Genomic DNA, 13,073 nt, shown 5'->3' with positions numbered 1-13,073 from the left:
GCCCACTCGACCAGTTATCCATGGTTGCTCCCGCCACCTAAGATCTGCCGAGTCACACGTAACTGACGGAAGGATCATGATGACCGCCCCAGTTCCCCCGGGCATGCCGGGTCAACCAGGCCCCCCGCCCCAGCAACCAAGCAACGGGCTCGGCCTCGCCGCGATGATCGTCGGCATCGCCGCCATCCCGCTGGTGTGCTGCTTCGGCTTCGGCATCCTCGCGGGCATCGTCGCGGTAGTGCTCGGCTTCCTCGGCAAACAGAAGGCCGACCAGGGACTCGCCACCAACCGTGGCCAGGCGCTGACCGGCATCATCTGCGGCGCCGTCGCCGCCGGGCTCGGCCTGTGCGGCACCGTCCTCAGCCTGCTGGACGTGTTCACCTTCAGCAGCTCGTTCTAGTTTTGCCAACGCGGTGGTTGCGGGGCTCGGATAGTCTCCCCACGTCGTAGCGTTCAGGCCAGGACCAGCCGCAGTCGACGGTCCGCGACCTGTAACCGCAGGCCACGCCGGTGCCAACCGGGCATCGGCTGTACTGATCGATCAGGGGTTGACGTGCTGGTCACCGGACCGCATGATCACCTCTGGTCGATCACTTGAGGACCCGGGAGGAAACACACATGACCGCACCTGGCGCACCTGGTGCACCGGCAACCGGCGGCAGCAACAAGGCCACGCTCTTCGGCATCCTGGGCATCGTGCTCAGCTTTGTCTGCTGCGGAATCGTCGGCGTCGTCTTCGGCGTACTGAGCATGAACCAGGCGAAGAAGTTCGGCACCTCGACGACGCTCGGCATCGTGACGATCGTGATCGGCTCGATCCTCACGGTGCTGCAGCTCATCGGGGGTCTGACGGCGCTCTGACGACGCCCGCCGGGTGACCCCGCGTCACCCACCGGCTCTTATCGGCCGGTGCCGCCCGCCTCGGGCAACTCCTCGGAGCGGGCGGCACCGGCCGATCGCTGTCCGCCTACTCCCACGTACCCAGCCAGAAGCCGCCTGACCGTACGTCGCCGCCGGGCATTCTCGGGTCAAGGGTCAAGGGTCAAGGGTCAAGGGTCAAGGGTCAAGCGGCGAGCAGGCGGGCGGGGTCAGGCCCGGCGGCGGCGGGAGAGCGCCGTGCTGGCGCCCGCCCCGATCAGCCCGCCGACCGTCACCGACGCGGCTGCGAACCCCGCCACCGGCAACGGATCCGGCCCCAGCGTGGTCAACGCTCCGCTGAGCAGCGGACCACCCGAGAGGTAGGCCGCCGCGCCAATCAACAACCCGGCGACCGCCCCGGCGACCACCACCGCCGTCAGTAGCTGGCCCCAGCCCGCCCGGATCCGCCGGATCAGGGCCGCCGCCCGCAGCCGACGGGCCAGCCCCCGACCGGCGAGCGCCCCGGCGATCACCGGCACCACCAGCAGCACCGCCCCGAGGGTCGGTAGTGGACCGTCCGGCACCCCGGCGAAGACCGGCAACGGCGGCAAGGGCTGCGCCGCTGTCACCTCGCTGCTACGAACCACCGTGTCGCTACCGATCGCGAAGCCCGGCCCCAGCAGATACGCCGTCGCCCAGACCATCAGATTCGGCGCGAAGGCCAGGCACATGAGGGTGAGCCCGGCCTGACCGGCCACACCGGTCTGGTAGACCGCGAGCATGTCACCGGCCTCCCGCCAGTCGACCGCGATCGCCGCCCCGGCGAGCACCGCGCCACTGGCGAAGACGACAGCCACCGCTACCACCGCTGCCCGCGCCCCGGCCGGCACCGCCGCCGGCAGCCTGGCCAGCCACATCCGCCACACTCCGGTCGCGTGCAATGATCCGCAGCCGGCCGCCAGCAGACCGAAGCCGGCGAGCGTCACCCCGGCGACGACGACCGAAACTCCCCAGTCCTGCTCCCCGACGACGAACCCGGCGAGCGCGCCCAGCCCGCCGTAGCCGACCGCCACCACCACCGCCGCCAGCAGCGCGTGCCAGAACGAACGGCGGTGCCGCGCCCCCATCGCCCGGGTCACGTGCACCCCTGCCCGGGCCACCCGCCATGCGGCCAAAGCCCCGATCGCCAACGGCGCGACGCCGATCGGACCTTCTGGCGTCTGCAGTGCGACACCGTGGCCGAGGAGCCAGCCGGCGGCCGCCACCCGCAACGGATCGAGCAGGCCGGTCGGACCGAGCTCGACGAAGATCAACAGCGTGACGAAGAGCGCCACCGGGGTGAACGAAAGCAGCGCCGCCCAGCCGGTCGCTACCGCAGCGGCCAGCGGCAGCGGCGCCCGCCGCGGCCGATCACCGCGGCTCGCCCGACCCGGCCGACCGGCCCGCCCGGCAGCGGCGGCGGCACCCGCGACACCGGCGACGGCCGGGGCGTCGGCCGCCCCACCAGCCATGTCGGCTGACTCGCCCGGCGCGCTCCGGGCCGCCAGGTGGGCGGCCTCAGCCGCGGTCAACAGCTCCTCTGGTGCGGCCGACTGGGCCGGCACCGGGGGGTCATCACGAGTCGCCATCAACGACTACCTTCGACCTGCATGCCGTCATTCTGCCCGAACCGAGCACGAATAGTCGCTGTCGGCGAACCGGTGCCGGCATCGCAGTCCGCGCCAGCCGGCGCCATACCGCTAAGGCGCCTACCAGCCGGCGCCATACCACCAAAGCGCCTACCAGCCGGCGCCATACCACCAAAGCGCCTGCCGGTCGGCGCCATACCACCAAAGCGCCTACCGGTCGGCGCCATGCCACCAAAGCGCCTACCAGCCGGCGCTAGCCGCGCATGACCTCGCGGACCAGACCGGCGGTCTCGGTCGGCGTCCGACCAACCCGCACCCCGACCGCCTCCAGCGCCTCCTGCTTGGCCTGTGCGGTGCCGGCCGAACCGGAGATGATCGCGCCGGCGTGACCCATGGTCTTGCCGGGCGGCGCGGTGAAGCCGGCGATATAGCCGACGACCGGCTTGCTGACGTGCTGCTTGATGAACTCAGCCGCCCGCTCCTCGGCGTCGCCGCCGATCTCGCCGATCATGACCACGGCGTCGGTCTCGGGGTCCGCCTCGAAGGCGGCGAGCGCGTCGATGTGGGTAGTGCCGATCACCGGGTCGCCACCGATCCCGACACAGGTCGAGAAGCCGATGTCCCGCAGCTCGTACATCATCTGGTAGGTCAGCGTGCCGGACTTGCTGACCAGCCCGATCCGGCCGGGGCCGGTGATGTCGGCCGGGATGATGCCGGCGTTGGCGGCCCCGGGCGAGGCGATCCCCGGGCAGTTCGGGCCGATGATCCGGGTGTGGCCGCCGGCGGCCACGTTGTACGCCCAGAACGCGGTCGAATCGTGCACCGGGATGCCCTCGGTGATCACCACCGCCAGGCCGATCCGGGCGTCGACCGCCTCCATCACCGCCGCCTTGGCGAACTTCGGCGGGACGAAGATGACCGACACATCGGCGCCGGTCTGCTCGACCGCCGCGGCGACATCGCCGAAGACCGGCAGGGTCACGCCGTCGAACTCCACCTGCTGGCCACCCTTACCGGGGGTCACCCCACCGACGATGGTGGTGCCGGCGGCGAGCATCCGTCGGGTGTGCTTCGAGCCCTCCCCGCCGGTCATCCCCTGCACGATGACCTTCGAGTCCTTGGTCAACCAGATCGCCATGACTACTTCCCTGCTGCCGCGAGCTCCGCCGCCCGCTTGGCGGCACCATCCATCGTGTCCACCCGCTGCACCAGCGGGTTGGCGGCGCTGTCGAGAATCGCCCGACCCGCCTCGGCGTTGTTGCCGTCCAGCCGGACCACCAGCGGCTTGTCGACCTGCTCCCCGCGCTGCCGGAGCAGGTCGAGCGCCTGCACGATGCCGTTGGCGACCTCGTCACAGGCGGTGATCCCGCCGAAGACGTTGACGAAGACCGACTTCACGTCCGGGTCGGAGAGCACGATCTCCAGACCGTTGGCCATCACCGCGGCGCTCGCGCCGCCCCCGATGTCCAGGAAGTTGGCGGGCTTCACCCCGCCGGCCAGATCCGCTCCGGCGTACGCCACCACGTCCAGGGTGGACATCACCAGGCCGGCACCGTTGCCAACGATCCCGACCGAGCCGCCGGTCAGCTTCACATAGTTGAGGTCCTTCTCCTTGGCCCGCTGCTCCAGCGGATCCTCGGCGGCGTGGTCGGCGAGTTCTTCGTACTCAGGGTGCCGGAAGGCCGCGTTCTCGTCCAGCGTCACCTTGGCGTCCAGGCAGAGCACCCGGCGCTGCGGGGTACGTGCCAGCGGGTTCACCTCGACCAGCGTGGCGTCCTCGGCGATGAACGCCCGCCAGAGCCCCTGCGCGATCTCGGCCACCTGGTCGGCGACCTCGGTCGGGAACTGACCCTCGCTGACGATCTGCCGGGCAGTGGCGTCGTCCACGCCCACGTTGGGGTCGATCGCCACCTTCGCCACCCGATCAGGGGTGGTCGCGGCGACCTCCTCGATATCCATACCGCCGGCCACGCTGGCGATGCAGCGGAAGGTCCGCTCCGCCCGGTCCAGTAGGTAGGAGAGGTAATACTCCTCGGCGATATCGGCGGTCACCGTCAGCATGACCTGCTCGACCCGGTGACCTTTGATGTCCATGCCGAGGATGGCGGCGGCGTGCGCGGCCGCCTCGTCCGCGTCCTCGGCGAGCTTCACGCCGCCGGCCTTGCCTCGGCCGCCGACCTTTACCTGCGCCTTGACCACCACTTGACCACCGAGCTGCGCCGCGAGCTCGCGGGCCTCCTCCGGGGTGGTGGCGACCCCGCCGGCCAACACCGGCAACCCGTGCTTGGCGAAGAGCGCGCGCCCCTGGTACTCGTACAGATCCACGCCGGCAGCCTAGCGACCCTTAAGGCACGGTACGCAGTTGGGTGTGTGGTCGCCGCCCGCGTCGCCGGCCCACGCCGCGGCCGTCGAAGATATGCGGAACTCGCTCCAAGGATCCCGTTACCCCCGCGATGAGCCGTCGTTGAGTAAGACGTCGGCAGCTGATTCACGCTGACAATCCGCACATATGCGGCCGATGCCCTGTCGGTCGAGGGGTGGCGGCGGGGCGTCGTGCATAGAGAGGCCGGGCGTGTGAGGGGTGCGCCCGGCCTCTCCTTAATCTGTGAGCCGGTCTCTTCGTTCGCCACGGCCTGGCCCGCTGGCGGCAGCGGCTTAGCCGATCGGGGTACGGACGTTGCCGCGGACCCAGTCGACGATCGACTCGGTGGTCGTACCGGGAGTGAACACCTTGGCCACGCCGATTCGCGCCAGCTCGGGAATGTCCACATCCGGGATGATCCCGCCGCCGAAGACCACGATGTCCCGGGCGTCGCGCTCGTCGAGCAGCTCCACCACTCGCCGGAACAGCGTCATATGGGCGCCGGAGAGGACCGAGAGCCCGACGGCGTGGGCGTCCTCCTGGACAGCGGTCTCCACGATCTGCTCCGGGGTCTGATGCAGGCCGGTGTAGATGACCTCCATACCCGCGTCCCGAAGTGCGCGGGCCACCACTTTGGCGCCCCGGTCGTGCCCGTCCAGCCCGGGCTTCGCCACGACCACCCGTATCCGTGCGCTCATTGCGTGCCTTCCCTGTGGGCCCCGACCTTCGGTGCCCGGCGACCGTTGTCGGCCGGAGATCACCGAGGCCAGGGCACGTCCTGAACGAACACTAACCTTACCGCCGCAGCCACCGCGAGGCAGGACGCGGATTCAACAACGACGCAGCCGGCTCGGACGGCCGGACCGGGGTCGAGCCGTGATGTTCGGGCCCGGTTCCGGTAGCGGAGACAGCAGGGTACTGATAGGAAGGTCACTCAGAGTTTCCCCATGAGCCATCTTGCTTCCCTACCGACACTGTGGTTACGGTGTGCCGGGTGCTGATCAGTGGTGCCGTGTGATTCGGAGTAGCGGCCGGGACATCCGCCACTCCCACACCGGACAATCACGGAGGGTGAGCTTGGACGAGGACTCGTCACCCGCGAGATATCGGGGGCGTCGCCGCGTGCCTGCCGCACCCCGCAGCCGCTATGCCGCGGTCGTCACCAGTGCGGTGGTCGGCGCCGGGGTGGTGGCGCTCGGTGCCGGTGCCGGCTTCGACGACGCGAAGCTCGACCCGGACCGCCTGTCGTCGCTGGGCAACCTCGACACCAGCGCGCTCGAGGGCCGGGCCGAGGCCGCGGAGCGCGCCTCCCGGGCCGAGCGAGAGGGCGGCCTCGCCACCTCGATCCCACAGGCGGCCCCGGATGTCTGGCTGCTACCTATGCACAACTACAGCTTCACCTCGTCGTATGGGTGGCGCTGGGGACGCATGCACAACGGCATCGACCTGGCCGCACCGCAGGGCGCCCCGATCTACGCGGTGCACGCGGGCACGGTCGTGCTCTCACGGTGGCACGGCGGGTTCGGCTACGCAGTCGTGATCGACCACGGTGACGGCGTCGAGACTCTCTACGCGCACGCCTCGGAGCTGCTCGTCAGTGAGGGTCAAGAGGTGACCGCGGGCGATCGGATCGCGCTGGTCGGCAACACCGGCTTCTCATTTGGGCCGCATCTCCACTTCGAGATTCACCAGCACAACACCCCGGTGGAGCCGCTCGAGTGGCTGGAGGAGCGGGGCGTGGACGTCCTCAACGCCAAAGAGGAGATTTACGGCTGAACCGGTCGGCGGGCGGCTGGTCCCATTGTCGGGCTCGGGCTGATCTGACCGATTATTGTTGCCCGGAGCAGCTATAAAGTTCCCCCCGTCACACCCCGGGTTGTGACCCGACGCACCCCCCAACCCGCCCCGAAACAGGCTCAATCAGGGACAAAACCCCCCGAAAATCGGGGTTGGCGGCCCCCGGTATCGGCCCGACTACCGCCCAGCCGTTTGCGTATACGGCGCTGGTCCGCACCATTGGAACTTCCCGCGTACCCCCTGACGGAGGTTCCCCCGTGCTGGAGAAGTTCCTGCGCCGTGGGCGCAGCAACCCTGGTACCGACCGCGACCACCAACCCAACCCCGGCGCCGCCACCGGCGGCGCCCAGCACCGGGACCGGATCGACGTGATCCGGCACCGCAGTCGTAGCGCCATCGCGACCGCGAGCAACCACGGCCGCCAATTCGTCGACAACGTCCGAGAGCAGGTCCGCCGGCTCACCCCGGTAGCCGCCGATCACGGCCGGCGGCTACTGAACACCGCCACCGCCACCCGCCGCAGCCAGGCGCTGGTGGCGGTCGCGGCGGTACTCATGCTCGCCGCTGGCGGAGCACTCACCGCCCAAGCCTCGGTCTTCGACCGGAGCCCCGCGACCAGCGAGGCGAGCGAACTCCCGGAGTCGGACGGAGCGGACGACCCGCTCGCCGAGCGGGAACAGGACACTGAACGCGGCGACCGCGGTGACCGCTCCGGCTCCGAGTCCGGCCGGGACCGGGAGGACTCGGGCGAAGCCCGCGGGGCGGCCCCCGACGAGTCGCCCTCCCCGGAGCCGGAGCCGGAGCCGGAGCCGGAGCCGGAGCCAACCGAGTCGGAATCCGAGCCAGAGCCAGAGCCGGAGCCCTCGGAGACCACCGAGGAGCAGCCCGACTGGGTCCATCCGATGCCAGACGGCCGCACCACGTCCTGCTTCGGGCAGCGTTGGGGCACGCTGCACGCCGGTGTCGACCTCGCCTACCCGAACGGTGGTCCGATCCACGCGGCGGGCGCCGGCACGGTTACCCACGCTGGCTGGGTCTTCGGCGGCTACGGCATCTCGGTCGTAATCGACCATCAGGACGGGCACTTCACGCACTACGCCCACGCCTCCGAGACCCGAGTCTCGGTCGGTGACACCGTCGAGCCTGGCGAGGTCATCGCGCTGGAAGGGTCCACAGGCGACTCCACCGGCCCGCACCTGCACTTCGAGGTGCATCAGGGCATGTGGAACCAGGTGGAGCCCACCCAGTGGATGAGCAACCGAGGCGTGAACATCGACGGCTGCTGAGCCACCTACCCCGACCCCCGACCCCCGCCCGGTGGACCCCCGCCCGGGCGGGGGTCGATCGGGCGGGTCAGACCTTTTCGATCGGGGCGTGCCGCAGCACCAGCCAGAGCACCTGGTCCCCGAAGTCGATCTGGGCCTGGGCCCGGGCACCGGCTCCCTGCACCGCCAGCACCCGCCCCAACCCGTACCGCTGATGATTGATCCGGTCACCGGCCTCGACTGACGGCACCGACGGTAGGTCGGCTGCGGTGGTGAGGCCCGCGCCCGAGACCCCGAGCTGTTCGGCCAGGCGCGCCGCCTTCGCCGACCCGGGACGCTCCCCCGTCCGCTCCGCCCGCCCACCGACGCCGCCCCACGAGGTGACCGCGTCGGCGGTCCGCTCCCAACGGACCAGCTCCGGCGGCAACTCCTCCAGAAACCGAGAGGCGGGGTTGTACTGCGGCTGGCCCCAGGCCGACCGGGTCACCGCCCGGGTGAGGTAGAGCCGCTGTTGGGCCCGGGTCACCCCGACGTAGGCCAGCCGCCGCTCCTCCTCCAGCTCCCGTTGGTCCGACAGCGACCGCAGGTGCGGGAAGACCCCCTCCTCCAGCCCGGTCAGGAAGACCACCGGGAACTCCAGGCCCTTCGCGGTGTGCAGCGTCATCAGGGTGACCACCCCGCTCTGCTCCGGGTCTGCGGGGTCGGGAAGCTGATCCGCGTCGGCGACCAGCGCCACCTGCTCCAGGAAACCGGCGAGCGTCGGCGGCTGCGCCTCCGCCAGGCTCTCGGCCCGCTCCGTGTACTCGCGGGCCACGCTGACCAACTCTTGGAGGTTCTCCAACCGGCCGGCGTCCTGCGGGTCGGTGCTCTCCTCCAGGGTGGCGAGGTAGCCGCTGCGGTGCAGCGCCGCCTCCAGCACCCCCTCCGGGCCGCCCTCGTCGGCGAGCCCGGCGAGCTCGTCCAGCAGCCCCACGAAGTCGCGGCAGGCGTTCGCCGCCCGGCTGGCGATGCCTGGCGCCTCAGCGGCGCGGCGCAGGGCGGCGCCGAAGGAGATTCGCTCCCGGGAGGCGAGCGCCTCGACGCAGGCCTGAGCGCGGTCGCCGATCCCCCGCCGGGGGGTGTTGAGGATCCGCCGGACGCTCACGGTGTCGTCGAGGTTCGCCACCGCGCGCAGGTACGCCAGTGCGTCGCGAACCTCCCGACGCTCGTAGAAGCGCACCCCACCGACGACCTTGTACGGCAGCCCCAGCCGGATGAACACCTCTTCGAAGACCCGGGACTGGGAGTTCGTCCGGTAGAAGATGGCCACCTCGCTGAAGCGGGCTTCCCCCGCGTCGGCGAGCCGGTCCACCTCCCGGGCGATCCAGTCGGCCTCGGCGTGCTCCGAGTCGGCGACGTATCCGACGATCCGCTCGCCCGTACCCTGGTCGCTCCAGAGCCGCTTCGGCTTCCGCCCGGAGTTGCGGTCGATCACCGCGTTGGCGGCGTTGAGGATGGTCTGCGTGGAGCGGTAGTTCTGCTCCAGCAGGATCGTCCGGGCCTCGGGGTAGTCGCGCTCGAACTCCAGGATATTGCGGATGGTCGCGCCCCGGAACGCGTAGATCGACTGGTCGGCGTCGCCGACGACGCACAGCTCGGCCGGCGGTGGTTCCGCCCCGCTCGCGCCGACCAGCTCCTTGATCAGCATGTACTGGGCGTGGTTGGTGTCTTGATACTCGTCGACCAGGACATGCCGGAACCGACGCCGGTACTTCTCCGCCACCGCCGGCTTGGCCTGTAGCAGGTGCACGGTCGTCATGATCAGATCGTCGAAGTCGAGGGCGTGGGCCTCCCGCAGCCGCCGCTGGTAAAGCTCGTACGCCTCGGCAAGCGCCCGCTGCTGCGGCCCTTTGGCGTCGGCGGCGAAGTCCGCCGGGTCGATGAGTTCATTTTTCAGGTTGCTCACCTGCGCCGCGAGCGCCCGGGCGGGGTAGCGCTTGGGGTCGAGGTCGAGCTCGCGCGTGACCAGCTGCATCAGCCGCCGGGAGTCGTCCGCGTCGTAGATCGAGAAGCTCGACTTCAGCCCGGCGTGCTCATGCTCGGCTCGCAGGATGCGGACACACGCGGAGTGGAAGGTCGACACCCACATCAGCCGCGCCCGGCCACCGACCAGTGCGGCGACCCGCTCCTTCATCTCGCCGGCGGCTTTGTTGGTGAAGGTAATGGCGATGATCTCGCCAGGGTGGACATCCCGCGCGGCCAGCAGGTAGGCGATCCGGTGGGTGAGCACCCGGGTCTTGCCGGAGCCGGCCCCGGCGACGATCAGCAGCGGCGAGCCGGCGTGAGTGACCGCCTCGCCCTGCGGCCCGTTCAGGCCGGCGAGCAGCGCGCCGGGGTCACGGCTGGGCGCTGGGCGCGCCGGGGCGGCCGGCGCATCGAAGAGTGAAGTCTCAGAGAGTCCGCGCATCGCTTGGCGAGTCTATGCCTCGGCTACGACGCCACCGGTAGCTGGTCACCGCCGTTCCCGCCGGCCGTAACTGCGCATCTCAGATAGTGGCGAAGTCGTTGCGCTGGCCGGCCGGTGTGGCATACTCAGAGCCATGACTGGGCAGAAGTTCTACTTTTTTTACGGCTCCGGGAGTCCGGCAGCCGTAGGTAGCGCCTAGTCAACACGACCTACGAAAGCCCCGGGCTCCCGAGCCCGGGGCTTTCGGCGCTCCGGGGCGGGGACCGAACCGACCAGCCAAGGAGCGACATGATGAGCACCACCACGGCCCCTAGTCAGCCCACCGCCAGCTCTCCCGACGCCGAGATCGCGGACCTGCGAGCCCGCATCGACGAGATCGACTCCGCGCTGGTCGATTTGTGGCGAGAACGAGCGGCCCTCTCCCAGCGGGTCGGCGCGGCCCGGGTCGCCGCCGGCGGCACCCGGTTGGTGCTCGCCCGGGAGCGGGAGATCCTCGACCGTTTCCACCGCGACCTGGGCCCGGTCGGCACCCAGCTGGGTCTGCTGGTGCTGCGGGCCGGCCGCGGACCGCTATAACCAGCCGCTAGACCAGCCGGCGGTCCGCCGCCCACCGGGACAATTCGTACCGGTTGGACATCTGCAGCTTGCGCAGGACGTTCGAAACATGCGTCTCGACCGTCTTGATCGAGATGAAGAGCTCCTTGGCGATCTCCTTGTACGCGTACCCGCGGGCCAGCAGCCGGAGCACCTCGCGTTCCCGGGTGGTCAGCTGGTCCAGCTCCGGGTCGGCCACCGGGGCGTCGGGACGGGCGGCGAACGCATCCAGCACGAAGCCGGCCAGCCGTGGGCTGAAGACCGCGTCGCCGTCGGCTACCCGCCGGATCGCCGCCGCCAACTCCTGCGACGAGATGCTCTTCGTGACGTAGCCGCGGGCGCCCGCCCGGATCAGCCCGATCACATCCTCGGCCGCGTCCGAGACTGAGAGCGCCAGGAACCGGACCGCGGTCGCGCCGCCCCCCTCGCGGCGTACCGCCTCCAGAACCGCCCGGCCGCCACCATCGGGCATATGCACGTCGAGCAGCACCACGTCGGGGCGTAACACCAGGATCTGCCGTACCGCCTCGGCGACCGTACTGGCCTCGCCGACAACATCCAACTCGATCGGTTCCCGCCCCGATTCGGAGGTGTCCGGCGGCCGCTGGCCGCCCAGCTCGGCGCGGACCCCCGCCCGGAACATCGCATGATCGTCCACCAGAAACACCCGCAGCGGGGCCGGCTGCGCAGCCGCCTCACCGGTCTCCGGTACGCCCGGGTCGCCCTGCTCGCTCATGCCGTGCCCTCCTCCGGGTCGGCCGCGGCCGTACCCGTCGTCGCTGTAGCCGGGGTGGCCCGCAGCGGCAGCCACAGCCGTACCTCGGTGCCCTCACCCGCGCTGCTGATGATCTTCGCAGAGCCGCCGTGCCGCTCCATCCGGCCGACGATCGACCCTCGTACGCCGTGCCGACCGCCGTTGATCTGGGTGGGGTCGAACCCGACCCCACGGTCGCGGACGAAGACGTTTACCTGATCCGGCTCGACCTCCGCGTAGAGGGAGACGGTGGCCACCTGCGCGTGCCTGCCGGCGTTGACCAGCGCCTCCCGTGCCGCCGCCACCAGCGCCTGCACCCGGTCTCCAACCCCCACCTCAGCGTCCGAGCCCACCAGCACCACCTCCACGGTGATCCCGTACGCGTCCTCGACCTCGCCCGCGGCCTGTTCCAACGCCGCGCTCAACCGCTCGCTCGGCGAACCGGTCGGTTTGTAGAGCCAGTTCCGTAGGGTGCGTTCCTGCGCCCGCGCCAGCCGATAGACGGTAGAGCCGCTCTCGGCGTTGCGCTGGATCAACGCCAGCGTGTGCAGCACCTCGTCATGCACCATCGCCGCGAACTCGGCCCGCTCCTGCTCCCGGATCCGCGCCTCCCGCTCCTCCCGCAGCGCGCCGAAGATCCGCCACAGCAGCGGCGCCGAGACCAGCGCCACGCCGCTAAGCGCCAACAGCGCGAAGAGCAGCCCGTTCATCGTCGCGGCGATGCCGCCGCCGACCGGCGCGAAGAACGCGACCAGGCCGATCATCCCGACCGCTATCAGTCCACCACCGCCGATGAAGCGCAACAGGTACGCGCGTCGCCCGGTCTCGGTAAGGACCGCCCCGAGCCACGCGTTGCCGCCAGCACCGTTACCGAGCTCGGGGCCGCTGCCGGCCGGCCGCCGGGTGGTGGCCGCACCGCTGGTCTGGTGCCAGATGATCCCGGCCCCGACCGCGATCAACGCGGTCAGCCAGCCGAGGGCCGCGGTCGCCGGCTGATCATCCACGGTCAGCGCCCGGAAAACCAGCACCACCAGGGCCAGCCCGGCGAACCCGAGCAGTGGTAGCACCCGCCGCGACTCGGCCCGGTCCGGCCCCCCGGCCGGGTCGACCGGCAACACCGCCCAGAAGATTGCGTAGAGCAGCACGCCGAGACCGTTGAAGCCCAGCAGCCCGACGAAGACCGCCCGCACCGCCAGCACCGGCAAGCCCAGGTGGGCCGCGATCCCGGCGGCCACACCGGCCGCCAACCGGTGCTCCCGCGAGCGGTACAGCCGCGGGGACGGCGACGCTGCGATGTCGATCGTCGGCTCCCTCCACCCATTCCTGCGTGATCGGTTAGATCGTCACACGGTTGAGCTGGCTCCGGCCA

12 protein-coding genes are annotated in these 13,073 nt (G+C 70.6%); 5 read left to right on the top strand and 7 right to left on the bottom strand.

Translation table 11 applies throughout. The annotated features are described in order from the left end of the window. The first annotated feature begins 163 nt into the window (after positions 1-163). Both JQS43_RS04535 and JQS43_RS04530 read left to right on the top strand, forming a co-directional pair. Entirely contained in the window at positions 164-400 is a 237-nt protein-coding gene (locus tag JQS43_RS04535; RefSeq protein WP_239677797.1) for a DUF4190 domain-containing protein, read from the top strand. 218 nt (positions 401-618) lie between these two features. Continuing rightward, positions 619-861 (top strand): hypothetical protein, encoded by a 243-nt coding sequence (locus JQS43_RS04530; protein WP_239677796.1) that lies wholly within the window; start codon positions 619-621, stop codon positions 859-861. Between the two features lie 227 nt (positions 862-1,088). Here JQS43_RS04530 and JQS43_RS04525 read toward each other — a convergent pair whose 3' ends face one another. From JQS43_RS04525 to JQS43_RS04510, 4 genes are all read right to left on the bottom strand, one after another. Beyond that, on the bottom strand, positions 1,089-2,486 hold the full coding sequence (locus tag JQS43_RS04525; RefSeq protein ID WP_239677795.1) for a cell division protein PerM: 1,398 nt from the start codon (positions 2,484-2,486) through the stop codon (positions 1,089-1,091). Between the two features lie 253 nt (positions 2,487-2,739). Continuing rightward, positions 2,740-3,624 (bottom strand): succinate--CoA ligase subunit alpha, encoded by an 885-nt coding sequence (gene sucD, locus JQS43_RS04520; RefSeq protein WP_239677794.1) that lies wholly within the window; start codon positions 3,622-3,624, stop codon positions 2,740-2,742. Between the two features lie 2 nt (positions 3,625-3,626). Beyond that, complete coding sequence (gene sucC / locus JQS43_RS04515) at positions 3,627-4,811, bottom strand: ADP-forming succinate--CoA ligase subunit beta (protein WP_239677793.1); 1,185 nt, start codon at positions 4,809-4,811, stop codon at positions 3,627-3,629. A 330-nt stretch (positions 4,812-5,141) separates the two neighbouring features. Then, positions 5,142-5,546 (bottom strand): coenzyme B12-dependent isobutyryl CoA mutase small subunit, encoded by a 405-nt coding sequence (locus JQS43_RS04510; protein WP_239677792.1) that lies wholly within the window; start codon positions 5,544-5,546, stop codon positions 5,142-5,144. A gap of 424 nt (positions 5,547-5,970) precedes the next feature. Between JQS43_RS04510 and JQS43_RS04505 the strand changes: the two genes are divergently transcribed. Both JQS43_RS04505 and JQS43_RS04500 read left to right on the top strand, forming a co-directional pair. Beyond that, positions 5,971-6,624, top strand: coding sequence for a M23 family metallopeptidase (locus tag JQS43_RS04505; protein WP_239677791.1), 654 nt, complete (start codon positions 5,971-5,973; stop codon positions 6,622-6,624). Positions 6,625-6,902: 278 nt separating this feature from the next. After that, positions 6,903-7,931, top strand: a complete 1,029-nt coding sequence (locus JQS43_RS04500; protein WP_239677790.1) for a M23 family metallopeptidase — start codon at positions 6,903-6,905, stop codon at positions 7,929-7,931. Between the two features lie 67 nt (positions 7,932-7,998). Here the strand turns inward: JQS43_RS04500 and pcrA are convergent, their stop codons facing one another. After that, positions 7,999-10,356 carry a DNA helicase PcrA gene (gene pcrA, locus JQS43_RS04495; RefSeq protein WP_239677789.1) on the bottom strand — a complete coding sequence of 786 codons (2,358 nt, stop codon included), beginning with the start codon at positions 10,354-10,356 and terminating at the stop codon, positions 7,999-8,001. Between the two features lie 288 nt (positions 10,357-10,644). Between pcrA and JQS43_RS04490 the strand changes: the two genes are divergently transcribed. Further along, complete coding sequence (locus JQS43_RS04490) at positions 10,645-10,932, top strand: chorismate mutase (protein ID WP_239677788.1); 288 nt, start codon at positions 10,645-10,647, stop codon at positions 10,930-10,932. 7 nt (positions 10,933-10,939) lie between these two features. Here JQS43_RS04490 and JQS43_RS04485 read toward each other — a convergent pair whose 3' ends face one another. Beyond that, positions 10,940-11,686, bottom strand: coding sequence for a LuxR C-terminal-related transcriptional regulator (locus tag JQS43_RS04485; RefSeq protein ID WP_275581019.1), 747 nt, complete (start codon positions 11,684-11,686; stop codon positions 10,940-10,942). Further along, positions 11,683-13,005, bottom strand: coding sequence for an ATP-binding protein (locus JQS43_RS04480; protein ID WP_239679312.1), 1,323 nt, complete (start codon positions 13,003-13,005; stop codon positions 11,683-11,685). The genes JQS43_RS04485 and JQS43_RS04480 overlap by 4 nt, the downstream gene beginning before the upstream one ends. Positions 13,006-13,073: the final 68 nt, after the last annotated feature.

It is taken from the genome of Natronosporangium hydrolyticum (assembly GCF_016925615.1).
GTDB classification, from domain to species: Bacteria; Actinomycetota; Actinomycetes; order Mycobacteriales; family Micromonosporaceae; genus Natronosporangium; species Natronosporangium hydrolyticum.
Note: the sequence above shows the minus strand (reverse complement) of the source record. Positions and strands in the feature narration are given on the sequence as shown.

Excerpts from the sequence above, each read along its gene's own strand:
- JQS43_RS04535 (WP_239677797.1), top strand. The coding sequence starts at position 164 with ATGATCGTCGGCATCGCCGCCATCCCGCTGGTGTGCTGCTTCGGCTTC.
- JQS43_RS04530 (WP_239677796.1), top strand. The coding sequence starts at position 619 with ATGACCGCACCTGGCGCACCTGGTGCACCGGCAACCGGCGGCAGCAAC.
- JQS43_RS04525 (WP_239677795.1), bottom strand. The coding sequence starts at position 2,486 with ATGGCGACTCGTGATGACCCCCCGGTGCCGGCCCAGTCGGCCGCACCA.
- sucD (WP_239677794.1), bottom strand. The coding sequence starts at position 3,624 with ATGGCGATCTGGTTGACCAAGGACTCGAAGGTCATCGTGCAGGGGATG.
- JQS43_RS04510 (WP_239677792.1), bottom strand. The coding sequence starts at position 5,546 with ATGAGCGCACGGATACGGGTGGTCGTGGCGAAGCCCGGGCTGGACGGG.
- pcrA (WP_239677789.1), bottom strand. The coding sequence starts at position 10,356 with ATGCGCGGACTCTCTGAGACTTCACTCTTCGATGCGCCGGCCGCCCCG.
- JQS43_RS04490 (WP_239677788.1), top strand. The coding sequence starts at position 10,645 with ATGATGAGCACCACCACGGCCCCTAGTCAGCCCACCGCCAGCTCTCCC.
- JQS43_RS04485 (WP_275581019.1), bottom strand. The coding sequence starts at position 11,686 with ATGAGCGAGCAGGGCGACCCGGGCGTACCGGAGACCGGTGAGGCGGCT.